This window comes from Parviterribacter kavangonensis, from assembly GCF_056863335.1.
Map to the genome: position 1 here is coordinate 1,234,983 of NZ_JBXPJA010000001.1, position 15,821 is coordinate 1,250,803.

At 73.4% G+C, this 15,821-nt stretch carries 16 protein-coding genes; 9 read left to right on the forward strand and 7 right to left on the reverse strand.

The genetic code is table 11. The features are described from left to right. Window positions 1-8 precede the first annotated feature (8 nt). The 7 genes from AC1UE4_RS06380 to AC1UE4_RS06410 all read left to right on the forward strand — a co-directional run bounded on the left by AC1UE4_RS06380 (window position 9) and on the right by AC1UE4_RS06410 (window position 7,216). A complete protein-coding gene (locus AC1UE4_RS06380; RefSeq protein WP_482916382.1) occupies window positions 9-455 on the forward strand; it encodes an RpiB/LacA/LacB family sugar-phosphate isomerase in 447 nt (148 codons plus the stop codon). Beyond that, window positions 452-1,249, forward strand: coding sequence for a class I SAM-dependent methyltransferase (locus tag AC1UE4_RS06385; protein WP_482916383.1), 798 nt, complete (start codon window positions 452-454; stop codon window positions 1,247-1,249). Before AC1UE4_RS06380 ends, AC1UE4_RS06385 begins: the two co-directional genes overlap by 4 nt. Further along, window positions 1,246-1,977, forward strand: a complete 732-nt coding sequence (locus tag AC1UE4_RS06390; protein WP_482916384.1) for a class I SAM-dependent methyltransferase — start codon at window positions 1,246-1,248, stop codon at window positions 1,975-1,977. Before AC1UE4_RS06385 ends, AC1UE4_RS06390 begins: the two co-directional genes overlap by 4 nt. Window positions 1,978-2,112: 135 nt before the next feature. Further along, entirely contained in the window at window positions 2,113-2,997 is an 885-nt protein-coding gene (locus AC1UE4_RS06395) for a glycosyltransferase family 2 protein (protein WP_482916385.1), read from the forward strand. A gap of 42 nt (window positions 2,998-3,039) precedes the next feature. After that, window positions 3,040-4,353 carry an RNA polymerase sigma factor gene (locus AC1UE4_RS06400; protein WP_482916386.1) on the forward strand — a complete coding sequence of 438 codons (1,314 nt, stop codon included), beginning with the start codon at window positions 3,040-3,042 and terminating at the stop codon, window positions 4,351-4,353. Further along, window positions 4,353-5,660 (forward strand): proline dehydrogenase family protein, encoded by a 1,308-nt coding sequence (locus AC1UE4_RS06405; protein WP_482916387.1) that lies wholly within the window; start codon window positions 4,353-4,355, stop codon window positions 5,658-5,660. Before AC1UE4_RS06400 ends, AC1UE4_RS06405 begins: the two co-directional genes overlap by 1 nt. Continuing rightward, on the forward strand, window positions 5,657-7,216 hold the full coding sequence (locus tag AC1UE4_RS06410; protein WP_482916388.1) for an aldehyde dehydrogenase family protein: 1,560 nt from the start codon (window positions 5,657-5,659) through the stop codon (window positions 7,214-7,216). Before AC1UE4_RS06405 ends, AC1UE4_RS06410 begins: the two co-directional genes overlap by 4 nt. Here the strand turns inward: AC1UE4_RS06410 and pdxT are convergent. Further along, complete coding sequence (gene pdxT, locus AC1UE4_RS06415; protein ID WP_482916389.1) at window positions 7,185-7,754, reverse strand: pyridoxal 5'-phosphate synthase glutaminase subunit PdxT; 570 nt, start codon at window positions 7,752-7,754, stop codon at window positions 7,185-7,187. The genes AC1UE4_RS06410 and pdxT overlap by 32 nt on opposite strands. After that, window positions 7,751-8,635, reverse strand: a complete 885-nt coding sequence (gene pdxS / locus AC1UE4_RS06420) for a pyridoxal 5'-phosphate synthase lyase subunit PdxS (RefSeq protein WP_482916390.1) — start codon at window positions 8,633-8,635, stop codon at window positions 7,751-7,753. Before pdxS ends, pdxT begins: the two co-directional genes overlap by 4 nt. Before the next feature lie 124 nt (window positions 8,636-8,759). On the opposite strand from pdxS, the gene AC1UE4_RS06425 reads away from it, so the two are divergent. Beyond that, window positions 8,760-10,019 (forward strand): HD-GYP domain-containing protein, encoded by a 1,260-nt coding sequence (locus tag AC1UE4_RS06425; RefSeq protein WP_482916391.1) that lies wholly within the window; start codon window positions 8,760-8,762, stop codon window positions 10,017-10,019. Window positions 10,020-10,062: 43 nt separating this feature from the next. Here AC1UE4_RS06425 and AC1UE4_RS06430 read toward each other — a convergent pair whose 3' ends face one another. Together AC1UE4_RS06430 and AC1UE4_RS06435 are read right to left on the reverse strand one after the other, a co-directional pair. After that, window positions 10,063-10,926, reverse strand: a complete 864-nt coding sequence (locus AC1UE4_RS06430; protein WP_482916392.1) for a MurR/RpiR family transcriptional regulator — start codon at window positions 10,924-10,926, stop codon at window positions 10,063-10,065. A 288-nt stretch (window positions 10,927-11,214) separates the two neighbouring features. Next, window positions 11,215-11,907 carry an MBL fold metallo-hydrolase gene (locus tag AC1UE4_RS06435; RefSeq protein ID WP_482918213.1) on the reverse strand — a complete coding sequence of 231 codons (693 nt, stop codon included), beginning with the start codon at window positions 11,905-11,907 and terminating at the stop codon, window positions 11,215-11,217. Between the two features lie 32 nt (window positions 11,908-11,939). Between AC1UE4_RS06435 and AC1UE4_RS06440 the strand changes: the two genes are divergently transcribed. After that, on the forward strand, window positions 11,940-12,443 hold the full coding sequence (locus tag AC1UE4_RS06440) for a DUF4188 domain-containing protein (RefSeq protein ID WP_482916393.1): 504 nt from the start codon (window positions 11,940-11,942) through the stop codon (window positions 12,441-12,443). Here AC1UE4_RS06440 and AC1UE4_RS06445 read toward each other — a convergent pair. Genes AC1UE4_RS06445 through AC1UE4_RS06455 form a run of 3 tightly spaced genes read right to left on the reverse strand, consistent with a single transcriptional unit; the run spans window position 12,437 to window position 15,805 of the window. Continuing rightward, window positions 12,437-12,877, reverse strand: coding sequence for a methyltransferase (locus tag AC1UE4_RS06445; RefSeq protein WP_482916394.1), 441 nt, complete (start codon window positions 12,875-12,877; stop codon window positions 12,437-12,439). The genes AC1UE4_RS06440 and AC1UE4_RS06445 overlap by 7 nt on opposite strands. A 4-nt stretch (window positions 12,878-12,881) precedes the next feature. Then, the gene (locus tag AC1UE4_RS06450; RefSeq protein WP_482916395.1) at window positions 12,882-14,261 is read right to left on the reverse strand and encodes an FAD-dependent oxidoreductase; all 1,380 of its coding nucleotides are present in this window, start codon (window positions 14,259-14,261) and stop codon (window positions 12,882-12,884) included. 47 nt (window positions 14,262-14,308) lie between these two features. Then, window positions 14,309-15,805: a PKD domain-containing protein gene (locus AC1UE4_RS06455; RefSeq protein ID WP_482916396.1), complete on the reverse strand. Its 1,497-nt coding sequence runs from the start codon at window positions 15,803-15,805 to the stop codon at window positions 14,309-14,311. Window positions 15,806-15,821: the final 16 nt, after the last annotated feature.

Consider the following 15,821-nt stretch of genomic DNA (forward strand, 5'->3'; position numbering starts at 1 on the left):
TGGCGCGCATGCGGATCGCCGTCTCCAGCGACGAGCGCACGGGGGTCGCGGACGCGGTCGTCGAGGAGCTGCGCAAGCGCGGCCACGAGCCCGTGCCGCACGGCGCGCTCGCCGAGGGCGACCGCCCCGATTGGGCGTGGGCGAGCGAGGCCGCGGCGCGCGACGTCGCCGACGGCCGCGCCGACCAGGCGATCGTCTGCTGCTGGACCGGGACCGGCGCCTCGATCGCCGCGAACAAGGTCCCCGGCATCCGCGCCGCGCTGTGCGGCGACGCCGCGACGGCCGCCGGCGCCCGCCAGTGGAACGACGCGAACGTCCTCGCGCTGTCGCTGCGCACCACGTCGCAGGCGGAGCTCGAGGAGATCCTCGACGCGTGGTTCGGCGGTGCGCCGTCGGATGACGACGACGACCGCGCGAACGTCGAGCACCTCGCCGAGATCGAGCGCTCCGCGTGACGCTCGCCGAGAGGGTGGACGCGATCGAGTGGTACCACTCGATCGAGCTCCGGCCGGGCCTGGTCACCCCCGGCTGGTTCGACACGCGCGCCGTGGTCGACAAGGTGCCCCTGCCCGCGTCGCTCGAGGGCCTGCGTTGCCTCGACGTCGGGACATGGGATGGCTTCTGGGCGTTCGAGATGGAGAAGCGCGGCGCCGCCGAGGTCGTCGCGATCGACGTCCTGGACCCCGAGCGCTGGGACTGGCCGGCACGCGCCCGCGGCAGCGTCGGCGTCGAGGTGCTGCGCGCGGTCAAGGGCGCCAGCGAGGGGTTCGCGCTGGCACGCGAAGCGCTCGGCTCGCATGCCGAGCGGCTCGACCTCAGCGTCTACGACCTCGACCCGGCCGAGGTCGGCCAGTTCGACCTCGTCTTCGTCGGCTCGCTGCTGCTGCACCTCCGCGACCCGGTCCGCGCGCTCGAGCGCGTGCGGTCCGTCTGCCGCGGGCGGGTCGTCCTCGCCGACAGCATCGAGCTGCTGCCCACGCTGATCTGGCCCCGGACGCCGGTCGTGCGCCTCGACGGCGCCGACCGCCCGTGGTGGTGGCAGCCGAACCGAGCGGCGCTGCTGCGCATAGTCCGCAGCACGGGCCTGGAGATCGAGCGCGCCACCCGCCCCTACATCGTCCCGAAGGGCCCGGCCCACCCCTCGCCGCCGCTGCGCTCGCTCCCCCGCCGCGTGCTGACGGCGCAGGGCCGTGAGGAGCTCATCGCCGCCGTCGCCGGCGTCCCGCACGTCGCGGTGGTCGCCCGGTGAGCGACCTCATCGCGGACGCGCTCGGCCGCGGCTGGTACCACACGATCGATCTCGCGCCGGGCACCGCCACGCCGGGCGCTGTGGACCTCCGCGCGATCGCGCCGCGCGTCCTGCCGCGGCGCCTCGACGGCCTGCGCGCGCTCGATGTCGGGACGTTCGACGGGTTCTGGGCGTTCGCGCTCGAGACCCGCGGCGCCGAGGTCGTCGCGACGGACCTCGAGCGCTACGACGCGGCCCAGTGGCCGCCGCGCAACCGCCCGACGTTGTCGGAGGAGGCCGGCGACCGCGCACCGGGCGAGCGCTTCGACCTCGCCGCGCGGATCCTCGGCTCGAAGGTGAAGCGCGTCCTCGCGTCGATCCACGACCTCGAGCCCGGCCGGCTCGGCGGCCCGGTCGACGTCGCCGTCGTGGGCGACCTGCTGCTCCACCTCCGCGATCCGGTCGGCGGCCTCGAAGCCGTCCTGTCGGTCCTGCGGCCGGGCGGTCTCCTCGTCTCGCTCGAGCAGATCTCCGTCCCGCTCTCGCTCCGCCACCCCCGCAGCCCCGCCGCGAGCTTCCAGCCGGGCTTCACGAAGATGAACTGGTGGGAGCCGAACCTGCGAGGCCACCGCGAGTGGCTCCACGTCGCGGGCTTCGAGCCGATCACCCTGCGGCGCGTCTACCGCCTCCGCGCCCACGGCGCCCAGGCGAAGTGGCACAGCGCCTTCTGGGCGCGCCGACCGCGCTGAAGGGGCGAATCCGGGGCACGGTCGCCCTCTTCTCTTCTCGACGGGCTAGCCGGTGCTAGCGAATCGGCTAGCAGCGGCTAGCCGGCACGTGATGGAGGACCGCGACCGGGGGTCGGGTGCGTAGGGTCCCGCGCCGTGCCGGACGTCGTCGTGGCCGTCGTCTCCTTCAACACGCGCGAGCTGCTGCGGGCGTGCCTCGCGTCGCTCGCCGGTCACGAGGTGTGGGTCGTCGACAACGGCTCGACCGACGGGTCCGTGGAGATGGTCCGCGCGGAGTTCCCCGATGTAACGCTCGTCGAGCCCGGCGAGAACCTCGGGTTCGGCCGCGCGGTGAACCTCGTCGCCGCCCGCACGACCTCGCCCTGGCTCGTCGCGGCGAACGCGGACGTCGCCGTGGAGGGAGACGCGATCGAGCGCCTCGTGTCCGCCGCGGAGGCGCGGGCGGGGGCGGTGGCTCCTCGATTGGTGTTGCCGGACGGTTCGACGCAGCATTCGGCGTTCCCGTTCCCGACGCTTGCGTCGACGGCGGCGTTCGGGGCCGGGTTGACGAGCCTCTTCCCGCCGCTCGGCGCGCGGCTGTGCGTCCCCGGCCGCTTCTCGGACGACCGGCGGCGGGAGGTGCCGTGGGCGATCGGGGCGTTCCTGCTCCTTCGCCGCGAGGCGTTCGACGCGGTCGGCGGGTTCGACGAGCGGCAGTGGATGTACGCCGAGGACCTCGATCTCGGGTGGCGCCTTCGCCGCGCCGGTTGGTCGACGGTGTACGAGCCGGCGGCGATCGTCCGGCACGCGGAGTCGGCGGCGACGCGGGCCGCCTGGGGCGAGGCGCGGCGGGAGCGCTGGCAGCGCGCGACGTACGAGCACGTCGCGCGGAGGCGTGGGGTCCTGCACGCGCGCGCGGTCGCGCTGATCAACGTGCTCGGGGCGCTCGTGCGGGTTCCGATGCAGGGGCGCGCGGCGCTCCGCTGGGCGAGGCTCCACATGCGTACGGGGCTGGGCCGGTACGACGGAGTCCATCGCTAGGCTGCGGGAAGCCGTGAGATCAGGCCCGCACAGGAGTCCGTCGTGGCCGGCCAGGTGACGGCGCTCGGCCTCCGCAACGGCGACCCCGCCGTCCTTCGCGCCCTGCTCGACCGGCGCGGCGCCGCCGTGCTCGCGTACTGCGAGTGGATGTGCGCGCCCTCCGACGCGCTCGAGGCGACGGCCGACGCCTTCGCGCGGTTCCGGACGATCGTCATGAACACCCCACGGCCGGCCGACATCGATCCGGAGGCCGCGCTGCTCTCGGCAACCAGGCGAGCGAGCGCCGAGCGGGCGTCTTCCGACGGCGACATCGAGGGGCTCGCGGACCTCCTGGTCGGGCGCGCCGAGGGCGGCCTGGACCGCAACAGCGCGAAGCTCCTGCATCAGCTGCTCGACGCCTCCCCCGCCGCCCGCGCCACCGAGGACCGCTTCAACGCCGCCGAGCACGCGTACCGCACCGCCGTCGGCCGCCCGGTGCCCGACTCGATCGCCGACCACGCGCTCGCGGCGATGCTCCACGTCGGCCGCGAGGCGGAGGTCTCCCCCGTGCTCGAGCACGCGATGGCCGTCGCCGCCGTCGCCGAGCACGCGGCCCCCGACAAGTCGCCCGACGTCGAGGAAGCCGACGAGCCCGAGGTCGCCGACGCCGACACGCCGGAGACCCGCGAGGACACGTCGCCCGAGGACCTCCCCGACCCCGATGCGACCGTCGAGTGGTCCGTGCCGGGAGACGACGACCCGGCCGAGGACCTCGAGCTCGAGATCGCCGCAGCCGAGCTGCCGCGCGACGAGGAGGCGGAGGACCCGCGGGCGGAGACTCCGGAGGTCGAGGCGCCCGATGAGGGCGTCCACGAGCCGGGCGAGGAAGAGCCCGCGATCGAGGAGCCGGACGAGGGCCTCGAGGAGCCGGGCGTCGAAGAGCCCGATGAGGCCCTGGACGAGCCGGATGAGACCGTGGCGCACTCGCACTCGCACTCGCACTCGATGCCGACGGCGACGCCGGCGATCCCGCGGCCGCATCTGCCGGGCCGCTCGGCGCTGGCTCCCGCCGCGGCCGTCGTCGTGATCGCGACGATCGGCGCGATGGTCGCCTCGGGCGTCTTCGGCGGGAACGACTCCTCGCCGCCGCTCGACACGGGGATCGTTCCCACGCGCGCGCTGAACACGATCCCGGAGGGCGAGGCCGGGACGGTCATCAGCGACCTGCGCAGCGCGGCGGACAAGGCTCGCCAGCAGCGCCTGGCGGACAAGCGCGCGGCCGGTCTCCTGCCGCCGCCGGTGGCGACCACGCCGACCGAGCCGCAGACGCAGACGCAGACGCAGACGCAGACGACCGAGACGCAGACGACGCCCTGATGACCACGGGACCGGCGCTCGACGACGAGATCCTGACGATCGGGCGGGAGCTCGCCGCCGCGTTCCCGTCCCGCGCGAGCCGGCCGCTGAAGGCGCTCGACGACAAGGCGATGGACCTCGCGTCGCAGGACGCCGAGCTCAAGGCCGCGCTCTTCCGCTTCGTCGACGTCGTCCCCGCCTGCCGCAACCTCGACGACCTCGCGCGCCACCTCACCGGCTTCCTGGAGGAGGTCGACGAGCGCCCGCCGACGCTGAACGCGGCGATGCGGATGGGCGACACGAAGGCGGGACGCAAGGCGCTCGGGATGGCGAGCGCCGCGGGCGTCCGACACATGGCCCACCGCTTCATCGTCGGCGCCACGCCGAAGGACGCCCTCCCCGCCCTGCGCGGCCTCTGGAAGCGCGGCGTGAAGACGAGCGTCGACCTGCTCGGCGAGGCGACGATCACGACCGCCGAGGCGGACCGGTACGCCGAGCGCTGCCACGACGCGCTCGAGACGCTCGCCGGTGCGAAGGGCGCACCCGACGTCAACCTCAGCGTCAAGGTCTCGGCGCTCACGCCGCTGCTGCGCCCCGACGCGCCCGAGCGCGGCAAGCGCGACGCCGCCCCGCGGCTCCGAGCGCTGCTGCAGCGCGCGCACCGGCTCGACGCCCACCTCCACATCGACATGGAGTCGCTCGACACGCGGGAGGCGGTCACCGACCTCGTGCTCGAGCTCCTCGCCGAGGACGAGTTCCGCACCGGCCCGAGCGCCGGGATCGTCCTGCAGGCGTACCTCAGGGACGCGCCCGACCTGCTCGACCGCGTCCTCGCGTTCGCCACGAGCGCCCAGCGCGAGCACCCGCTCGTCATCCGCCTCGTCAAGGGCGCGTACTGGGACCACGAGGTGGTCGAGGCCCGCCAGCACGGCTGGCTCGCGCCCGTGTTCGAGGAGAAGGCCGAGTCGGACCGCACGTTCGAGCTCCTCACCCGGCGGCTCGTCGACGCCAAGCGCGACGGCGTCCCGATCACGCCCGCGATCGCGAGCCACAACCTGCGCAGCGTCGCCCACGCGATCGCCTACAACCGCCATGCCGGCGCGCCCGACGACGCGATCGAGTTCCAGGTCCTGCGCGGGCTCGGCGACGACCTGCAGGACGCGCTCGCGGCCAAGCGCCTGAGCGTCCGCACGTACTGCCCCGTCGGCGACCTCGTCGCCGGCATGGCCTACCTCGTCCGCCGCCTGCTGGAGAACACGAGCAACGAGGGCTTCCTCGAGCAGGTCAGCTCGGGCCGGCCCCTCGAGGAGCTGCTGGCCGCGCCATGAAGCCGTTCGTCAACGAGCCCGTCCTCGAGCTGCGCCGCGCGCCGCACCGCCAGCTGCTGCTCGACGCGCTCGAGCGCATCGACGCGCAGCTGCCGCTGCGCGTGCCGATCTGGATCGGCGACGACCGCCGCGACGGCGACGGGCTCGTCTCGACCGATCCCGGCAACCCCGACCGCGTCGTCGCGATCGCCGCGAAGGCCACGCCCGACGACGCGAGACGCGCGGTCGAGGCCGCCAGGCCCTGGGACGCGCCCGTCGAGCGCCGCGCCGAGGTCCTCGTCGAAGCCGCGTCACGCCTGAGGGACCGCCGCCACGAGCTCGCCGCGCTCGCCGTCCGCGAGTGCGCGAAGCCCTGGGCCGAGGCGGACGCCGACGTCTGCGAGGCGATCGACTTCCTCGAGTACTACGCGCGCGAGGCCGTCGACCTGCAGGCCGACGGCCCGCCGCTGCTGCAGCTGCCGGGCGAGCGCAACGAGCTCGCCTACGTCGCCCGGGGCATCTGCGCGGTCATCGCGCCGTGGAACTTCCCGCTGGCGATCCCGCTCGGCATGACCGCCGCGGCGCTCGCCACCGGCAACGCCGCGATCCTCAAGCCGGCCGAGCAGTCGCCCGGTTGCGCCGGCGAGCTGATGCGCGCGCTGCGCGAGGCGGGCGTCCCGCCGCACGCCGTCGCGCTGCTGCCCGGCGAGGGCGACGTCGGCGCCGCGCTCGTCGACCACCCGGACGTCTCGACGATCGCGTTCACCGGTAGCGGCGCCGTCGGGCTGCAGATCATCGAGTCCGCCGCGAAGGTCCGGCCCGGCCAGCGCCACCTCAAGCGCGTCGTCGCCGAGATGGGCGGCAAGAACTGCATCGTGGTGGACGCCGACGCCGACCTCGACGACGCGGTGCCGGCGATCCTCGACTCCGCCTTCATCTACGCCGGCCAGAAGTGCTCGGCCGCCGCGCGCGTGCTGTGCCACGAGGCGATCACGGACCAGCTGCTCGAGCGCCTCGCCGGCGCCGCCCAGACCCTGCAGGTCGGCCAGGCCGACACGTTCGGCACCGACGTCCCGCCGGTCATCGAGCGCGAGGCGCAGGAGCGCGTCGAGCGCTACGCGCAGATCGCCGCCGACCAGGGCCGGATCGTCGCCCGCATCGATCACGACGTCCCGGCCGATGGCTGGTTCGTCGCGCCCACGCTGGCCACCGACCTCCCGCCCGACTCCCCCGTGCTCAACGAGGAGGTCTTCGGGCCGCTGCTGACGGTCGAGCCGATCCGCGACGTCGCCGACGGCCTGGACCGCATCGACGCCCTCGGCTACGCGCTGACCTCCGGGCTCTTCGCCCGCAACCCGCGCACCGTCGATGAGGTCACGAGGCGCAACCCGGTCGGCAACCTCTACGTCAACCGCCGGATCACCGGCGCGATGGTTGGCCGCCAGCCGTTCGGCGGCAACCGGCTATCGGGGACCGGGACGAAGGCCGGCGGGCCCGGCTACCTGCACCACTTCGTCGAGCCGCGCGTGGTGACCGAGAACACGGTCAGGCACGGGCTCGTCGTCGAACAGCGCTGAGGAACTGCTCGTGCAGAGCGGTGTCGCCGCTCAGCTCCGGGTGGAACGACACGGCGAGCAGGTTGCCCTGGCGGACCGCCACCGGATGCCCGTCGACCGCCGCGAGCACCTCGACGTCGTCGCCGTACGAGGCGATCCACGGCGCCCGGATGAACACGGCGTGGAGCGCGTCGCCGTCGATCTCGAGGTCCGCCTCGAACGACCGCACCTGGCGGCCGAACGCGTTGCGCTTGGCCGTCACGTCCAGCACGCCGAGGTGCTCGCGGTCGAGCATGATCAGGCCGGCGCAGGTGCCGAAGACGGGCGTGCCCGTCGCAACGAGGTCGCGCAGCGGCTCGGCGAGCCCCTCGCGCTCGACCCCGAGCGTCATCGTCGTCGACTCGCCGCCGGGCATGATCAGCCCGTCGAGGCCTTCGAGGTCGTCCGGGGTCCGGACCTCGCGCACGCGCGCGCCGAGCTGCTCGAGGATGCGCGCGTGGGCGGCGAACCCGCCCTGCAGCGCGAGGACGCCGATGAGGGGCGCGTCGGCGCCCGTCACCAACCGCGCGTCGCCAGCAGCTGGTTCTCGTCGAGCTTGCGCGACTCGAGCGACTGCATCGCGGTGCCGAGGCCCTCGGACGCGCGGGCGACCCGCTCCGGGTCGTTGAAGTGCGTCGTCGCCTCGACGACCGCCTTCGCGCGGACCTCGGGGTCCTCGGACTTGAAGATGCCGGACCCGACGAAGACCGACTCGGCGCCGAGCTGCATCATCAGCGCGGCGTCGGCCGGCGTGGCGATGCCGCCGGCGCTGAAGAGCGGCACGGGCAGCTTGCCGTCGCGCGCGACCATGCGCACGACGTCGAGCGGGGACTGGAGCTCCTTGGCGGCGACGAACAGCTCCGCCTCGTCGAGCGTCCCCAGCCGCTTGATCTCGCCGCGGATCGAGCGCATGTGGCGGACCGCCTCGACGATGTCGCCGGTGCCCGCCTCGCCCTTCGAGCGGATCATCGCGGCGCCCTCGCCGATGCGCCGCAGCGCCTCGCCCAGGTTCGTCGCGCCGCACACGAACGGCACCTTGAACGCCCACTTGTCGATGTGGTGCGCCTCGTCGGCCGGGGTCAGCACCTCGGACTCGTCGATGTAGTCCACCTCGAGCGCCTCGAGCACCTGCGCCTCGACGAAGTGGCCGATGCGCGCCTTGGCCATGACCGGGATGGTCACGGCCTCCTGGATGCCCTTGATCATGGCCGGGTCGGACATGCGCGCGACGCCGCCGTCGCGGCGGATGTCGGCCGGAACTCGCTCGAGCGCCATGACGGCCGCGGCACCCGCCTTCTCGGCGATGACGGCCTGCTCAGGCGTGACGACGTCCATGATCACGCCGCCCTTGAGCATCTCGGCGAGGCCGGTCTTGACCCTGAACGTGGCTTCGTCGCGCATCACGACCGAGTGTAGCCCTGCGTCCGCGCAGGCCCTCGGAGGTTCAAGAGTTACGGGGACGTGCCGATCCAGCGGACAGGACATGTCCGCGATCGCGCCTGTTCTCACGCACCGTTTCGAGCCGTTGCGCCGTCGGCTCGTGCGCCCGTACGTCATCACCCTCGCCGCGGTGACGCTGGTCGCTGCGGCGGTTGGCGGGTTCGAATCCGCCGCGAGCAAGCCGTGGTTCTTCGCCGCCCTGCTCGGCTGCGTCGTGCTCTTCCAGGCCGTCGAGTTCGATCTCGGCAACGGCCACGTCGCGCCGACGACCGTTCCCTCCATCGCGCTGGCCGTCGTCTTCGGGCCGGCGGGCATCATCGCCGGCGAGGCCGTTCTGCTCGTGCGCAACGTCGCGCGCGGCGAAGCGCTCATGCGCCCGATCTTCGACTTCGGCTCGATCGGCCTCGCGGGCACCGCCGCCGCCATCGCGGCGTCCCCCCTGCCCTCCACGCCGGGCGGCCTCTTCGCCGCCGGCATGATCGCGGGCACCGTCTACTACGTCGTCAACAGCGGCCTGCTGTGCGTCATCTGGTGGATGGACGAGGGCACCGCGCCGTTCATGGCCTTCCGCCGCCGGCTGCTGCCCTCCGCGCCGCACGAGCTCGCCTACGGCGCCGCCGCCGGCCTCCTCGTCGCCGGCCACGAGGAGCTCGGTCTCCTCGTCCTCGCCGTCGTCGGCGTCCCGGCCGTCGCCCTCTGGGTCGGCCAGAAGCAGGCGCTCGCCGCAATGCGCATGCACGTCGAGGAGCTCCAGGCCGCCAACGACCGCATGCGCGCGGTCATGCGCCAGTCCGTCGAGTCGCTCGCCCGCACGATCGAGGCCCGCGACCCCTACACCGGCGGCCACACCGAGCGCGTCGCCGACTTCGCCCATCTCATCGCCATCCACCTCGGCTTCCGCGACGAGGAGCTCGACGCGGTCGCGGTCGGCGCCGTCGTCCACGACATCGGCAAGATCGGCGTCCGCGACAGCGTGCTGCTGAAGCAGGGCCCGCTCGACGACGACGAGTGGAAGGAGATGCGCCAGCACCCGGAGACGGGCTCCTACATCCTCGCCGAGCTCGAGCTGCCCCAGCTCGCCAAGGACATGGCCCGGCACCACCACGAGCGCTTCGACGGCAAGGGCTACCCCGACGGCCTCGCCGGCGAGGACATCCCGCTCGCGGCCCGCATCCTCACCGTCGCCGACGCGCTCGACGCGATGACGAGCGACCGTCCGTACCGCAAGGCGCTCCCCGCCCACGTCGCGCTCGCCGAGCTGCGCGACAAGGCCGGCGTGCAGTTCTGCCCCCGCGTGGTCTCCGCGGTGGAGGAGCTGCAGGCCACCGACCTCCTCGGACTCTGAGTTTCGGCCTCCGGCCCTCGCAAGCTCGGGCCTTCGGACGACGTTACTTGAGCCGGAACGCCTTGATGCGCTCTTCGTACTGCGACTCGTCGCGCGCGTAGACGCCGAAGGCGAGCGCCTGGATGAGCGACAGCAGCGCCGCGTGCGATCGCACGTAGGCCGGGCTGTTCGACGAGTAGTAGAGGCGGATCTGGGCGAGCTTCGCGACCTCTGAGAGCGTCGCGTCGGTGATCGCGATCGTGCTCGCGCGCCGGTGGCGGGCCAGCTTCATCGCCCGCGCGACGAGCGGATGCGGCCGGCCGGCGGACAGGCCGATGACGAGCGTCTGGTCGTCGATGCGGCTCAGGCGGCCGAGCGCCTCCTGCGACGGGCTCGCCGCCACCTCCGCACGGAGGTCGAGCAGCATCAGCAGGTGCCGCATGTACGAGGCGAAGAAGGCCATCTGGTCGGTGCCGACGATGAGCACCTTGTCGGCGCGGGCGATCGCCTCGATCGCGCCGGCGATCTGCGACCGCGACGCCTTGCGGGCCGTCTCCTCCACGTTCGCGTGGTCGGCGGCCAGCGCCGTCTCGAACGGCGACTGATCGAGCGAGAAGAGCGGGGCGACGTCCGCGCCGGCCTCGTGGCGGCGCCGGTACTCCTCGCGCGCGGCGCCCTGCAGCTCGGGATAGCCCTCGAAGCCGAGCGCCTGCGAGAACCGCACGACGGTCGACGACGAGGTGTTGGCGCGCTTGGCCAGCTCCTCGGCCGTCTGGAAGGCGACCTCGTCGAGGTGGTCCACGATGTACTGCGCGACGTCCTTCTGCGAGCGTGAGAACTCGTCGAAGCGCGCCTGGATGTACTCGGAGAGGGACTGGGGTCCCGCCTCGGCGGGCGGCAGCGGAGTCGTCGTCGCGGAACGCTTCATGGGCGCGGTTGTCTTCGACACCGCTCGCCACTGCTCCTTCAATCGCCCGGGCAACAGCGCAGCCGAAGGTGGCGGTTAAACGCAAAGCGCCCCGCTCCTCCGGGGGAGCGGGGCGCTCTACGACATGTGCGAGCCCCTTCGGGTTCCGCCCTGTGGGGGCTCGCGGCGGGCTCGGGGCTGGGGGGATATGTGCGCCGAAGCCGGGCCCGCTGGGTTGTGATGGTGGTATTGCCGACGGTGCGTCAGTCCAAACACATCTTTTCCTGACTTTCAACCGGACGTTCGCGTTCAACCCACGTGCTTGCGGACGTTGTCCTCGTGGATCCGGCGCTGGCGGTGCGTCCGCGGGCCGCGCAGCGGGCCCGCTCGCAGGTCGCTGACGTAGCGCCGGTCGAGGTCGAGCAGCTCCAGCGCACGACTGCGGTCGATGACCGGCCCGTGCCCGGGCACGATCGTCTCGCTGCGCTGGACGATCGGCCGCAGCCGGTCGAGCGTGTCGAGGTACGCCTCGGGCGAGCCGGCGGCCGAGACGAGCGGGATCTCGATCTCGATGAGGTAGTCGCCGAGCAGCAGCACGTCGCCGATCCACAGCGCCGACCCGTCCGCGGCGTGGCCGTCGGCCTGGATGACCGCGAACAGGTCGCACGGCACGTCGGCGACGTCGGAGAAGTCCGGTTCGCCGAGCCGGTCGACGTAGAGCTCGGCGTCGGACTCCCGCAGCTCGTCCCGCCAGACGCCGGAACGCAGCGCCTCCATCGTCTTCGGACCCGCCCACACCGGCAGGTCGGGGAACTGCGCCCGGCCCAGGACGTGGTCGAAGTGCGCGTGGGTCACCGCCAGCGCGTCGGGGCGCGGCAGCGCGGCGAGCTCGTCGGGCAGCACCGGAGCGTCGACGAGCACGCGCAGCCCGCCCGTGCGGACCATGACCGCGTTCGTCTGCCACAGCCGGCTCGTGAAGCGATGCTCGATCAGGCCGGCGATGTCACCACATCGCGGCTCTGTAGTGTCGCGCCATGAGCGTCTTCCCCGGCCGGTACCACGCCGAGCTCGACGGCGACTTCGTGGTGTTCCTCATCGGGATGCGGGTCAACAAGCCGCTTCGGGTGCGCAAGTGGTGGCCCGTGTTCATGGCGATGCGCCCGATGGTCAAGGAGCTCGAGGAGCGGCCCGAGCTCGGGATGCTCAAGGCGAACTTCGGCCTGATGTTCGGCGGCCCCGCGCTCGTGCAGTACTGGCGCTCGTTCGAGGACCTCGAGCGCTACGCGCGCGCCCCCGACCACCTCCACCTGCCGGCGTGGACGGAGTTCAACAAGGCCGTCCGCGGATCGGGCGACGTCGGCATCTGGCACGAGACCTACCGCGTGCGTGCCGGCGACTACGAGACCATCTACGGGAACATGCCGCGCATCGGCCTCGGCGCCGTCGGCACGCACCGCGAGATCGGCTCGACGGCGCGATCGGCGTCCGTGCGCATCGGCGCGCGGCCGGACGACACGCCGCCCGTCGAGGCCTACTGAGGCGCGCCGAAGCGCCGGCGCAGCGCCGGCGCCTCGTGCACGCGCACGACGATCGCGAACGTCAGCGCGTACGCCGCGGCGGCGAGCAGCAGGACGGGGCGGCGCAGCAGCAGCCCCTCCCCCGCGATGACCGCGGTCGTCCCCGCGTAGATCGGGTGCGCCGTCCAGCGGTACACGCCGCCCGTCACGAGCGTCTGCGCGGGCAGCGCCGGCGACGGCGTCCCGCGGCCCTCGTGCGCGAACTGCCACACCGCCGCGGCGACGAGCGCGACGCCCGCGACGATCAGCACGACCCCGACCGGCTGGAGCGCCGATGGCAGCCCGTCGCCCGTCTCGAAGCCCGCGGTCAGCAGCGCCGGCCCGACGACCATCTCGAGCAGCGGGCCGAGCAGGACGAAGATCGCGCTCGCGGCGAGCGCGCCGCGGCGCGACACGCCGCTACGGGACGCCGGCGCCGCGGCGCTCGGCCACGGCGATCATCTCGGGCACGCGGACGAGCTTGACGCGCGGCCGGTTCTGCGGCTCGCCGAGCGACGTCTCATGCCGGTCGATCGCGCTCCAGCCCTCCCACGTCACGAGGCCGGGCACGCGGTCGCGCAGCCACGCCTCGATCTGCTCGCCGTCGGTCTCGACCGACGGCTCGTTGAGCGTCTTGGCCTCGACGTCCTCGATCACGCGCCCGACGGTGTCGGCGGCGTCCTTCTTGTTGGTGCCGATGACCCCGCTGGGCCCGCGCTTGATCCAGCCGACGGCGTACTCGCCGGGCAGCGCCTCGCCGTCCTCGCTCGTCACGCGGCCGCCCGTGTTGCGGATGAGCCCGCGCCGCTCGTCGAACGGCACGCCGGGCAGCGGCCGGCCGCGGTACCCGATCGACCGCAGCACCAGCCCGCAGGCGAGCACCTCTTCCTCGCCCGTCGCGACGGGCCGCAGGTCCGCGTTGATCTCGTTGCGCACGACGCGGATCGCGGAGACCGCGCCGTCCTCGCCCTCCCCGATGACCTCGAGCGGGGAGCGCAGGAACCGCAGCTCGATCCGGTGCGACTTGTCCAGCGCCGGCTCCTTCGCCGCGTACTGGCGCAGCAGCTCCACGTTCTTCTTCGACGTCGCGTCGCCCTCGGTCTCGAGCCAGCGGGCGCTGTGCTCGTCGAGCTCGAGCTCCTCGGGGTGGACGACGACGTCGCAGCGCTTGAGCTCGCCGAGCTCGCGCAGCTCGGGGTTCGTGAACGCGGCCTGCGCGGGGCCGCGGCGGCCCAGCAGCGTCACGTGCTCGACCTGCGCGCGCGCGAGCGCGTCGATCGCGTGGTCGGCCGTGTCCGTGATCGAGATCTCGTCGGGATCGAGCACGAGCATCCGCGCGACGTCGATCGCGACGTTCCCGTTGCCGATGACGACGGCGTTCGTCGCCGAGAGGTCGAACTCGTGATCGGCGTACTGGGGGTGGCCGTTGTACCAGGCGACGAACTCGGTGGCGGCGTGCGAGCCGGGACGGTCCTCGCCGGGGATCCCGAGCCGGTTGTCGTCCGCCGTGCCGACCGCGTAGACGACCGCGTGGTAGCGCTCGAGCAGCTCGTCCCGGGTGACGTCCTCGCCCAGCTCGACGCCGCCGAAGAAGCGGAACGACGGATGCGCGGCGGTCTTCTCGTAGACGCGCGTGACCGACTTGATCTTCGGGTGGTCCGGCGCCACACCCGCCCGCACGAGGCCGAACGGCGTCGGGAGGGCGTCGTAGAGATCGACCTCCAGGCCCGCCTTGAGGAGCTGATCGGTGGTGTAGAAGCCGGCCGGACCCGCTCCGACCACGGCGACGCGCGTCGTCATGGCGCCGAGGATAGGAGCGGGCGGCCCGAGAGCAGCCCAAGAGCGGGCTAGATCCCGGGCAGGACCGGCCGCAGGCCCTTCGTCTCGAGCGCCGGCGTGGCCGCCGAGGCGGCGCGGGCCTTCGCCGCGCCGGCGACGCGCACCGACGCCTTGCCCGTCCGCGCGCCGAGCGTGACCTCGACGACGTGGGCCCCGGCCGCGAGCTTGCGCGGCAGGGTGAGCGTCGCCTTGCCGGCGCGGAAGACGAGGCGCCTCGTCAAGACGACCTTCGCGCCGCGCTTGACGCTGACGCGCGCGCTGCCCTTCGCCCCCGCGACGGTGAGCTTGAGGACCTTTGCCTTGCCCTTGCGGGCGACCGACGCCTTCACCGACAGCGCGGGGCTCTTGGACGGCTGTGCCGGCGTGGCCGGAGTCGCCGGAGTCGCGGGCGTCGCCGGCGTGGCGGGCGTGGCGGGCGTCGCCGCCGCCTCGACCTTCACCTGCCGCGTCGTCTCGGCGACGTTGCCGGCGGCGTCGGCGATCGAGAGCTTGACCGTGTACGTGCCCGGCGCGGCGTAGGCGTGCGTCGCGTCGAGGCCCTTGCCCGCCGCGCTGCCGTCGCCCCACGTCCACGTCGCCGACCCGGCTGCGACGCCGCTGCCGCCGTCCATCGCCTGCGCGCCGAACGCGCCGGCCTCGCCGGTGTACAGGAACGTCGGCCCGCCGGCGGAGACCATCGGCGCGGCGCGGTCGAGCACGGTCGTCGCGCAGGCGGGGGCCGACCGGTTCGCCTGCGCGGCGTTGCCGCGCTGGTCGTCCGAGGACGGGTTGTCGGGGATGGAGGCGTCGGTCGCCATGACGCAGACCGAGACCGGCCCGTCCGCCGCGCCGGAGGCGTCGATCGTGCAATCGAACGCGTTCGAGGTCCGCGAGTCGCTCACCGGGTCCGAGCAGTCCGGCGACTGGACGTACGTGTAGCCCGCCGCCGCGTCGCACAGCTTCCCGCCGGTCGCCGCGCCCTTCTGCACGCAGACGAAGTTCGCGGGGAACGGCCCCGCCAGGTTGTCGGTGAAGCCGATGTGCAGCGGCAGGGTCGTCGTCTTCGTGAACGCCGGGAGGCCGGCGGTCGCCGCCGGCGGCGTCCGGTCGATCGTGGTCGACGTCCGCAGTCCGCGGTTGACGCCGTCGCCGCACGACGTCGAGAAGTCGGGGAACCACATCCCGGTGCCGTCGTTCCAGCGCCCGAACCCGCAGATCCCGTAGGTGCTGCCCTCGGTCAGCGGCGTCGGCTTGATGTTCGTCCAGTTCACGGTCGTCGAGCCCGTCTGCCCGACCGCGTACGGCCCGTCGGTCTTGAACTTCACGGCATCGACGTAGTGGTCGAACTCGACCTTGTAGCCCGAGGTCCCGTTGCCGTTGGACCACGCGACCCATTGGGTGTTGTTCGCGCTGCTGGTGTAGGCGGGCTCGCCCGTCCCCTTGACGACGACGTCGGCCGAGGCGGCGGCGGGAACGAGCAGGATCGCGGCGGCGACGGCGGCGGCAACCGGGCTGAAGCGGAGCATGGCGCCATTCCAACGC

Coding starts and splice junctions, on each gene's coding strand:
- AC1UE4_RS06380 (WP_482916382.1), top strand. CDS start 9: ATGCGGATCGCCGTCTCCAGCGACGAGCGCACGGGGGTCGCGGACGCG.
- AC1UE4_RS06405 (WP_482916387.1), top strand. CDS start 4,353: ATGACCACGGGACCGGCGCTCGACGACGAGATCCTGACGATCGGGCGG.
- AC1UE4_RS06410 (WP_482916388.1), top strand. CDS start 5,657: ATGAAGCCGTTCGTCAACGAGCCCGTCCTCGAGCTGCGCCGCGCGCCG.
- pdxS (WP_482916390.1), bottom strand. CDS start 8,635: ATGCGCGACGAAGCCACGTTCAGGGTCAAGACCGGCCTCGCCGAGATG.
- AC1UE4_RS06430 (WP_482916392.1), bottom strand. CDS start 10,926: ATGAAGCGTTCCGCGACGACGACTCCGCTGCCGCCCGCCGAGGCGGGA.
- AC1UE4_RS06440 (WP_482916393.1), top strand. CDS start 11,940: ATGAGCGTCTTCCCCGGCCGGTACCACGCCGAGCTCGACGGCGACTTC.
- AC1UE4_RS06450 (WP_482916395.1), bottom strand. CDS start 14,261: ATGACGACGCGCGTCGCCGTGGTCGGAGCGGGTCCGGCCGGCTTCTAC.
- AC1UE4_RS06455 (WP_482916396.1), bottom strand. CDS start 15,805: ATGCTCCGCTTCAGCCCGGTTGCCGCCGCCGTCGCCGCCGCGATCCTG.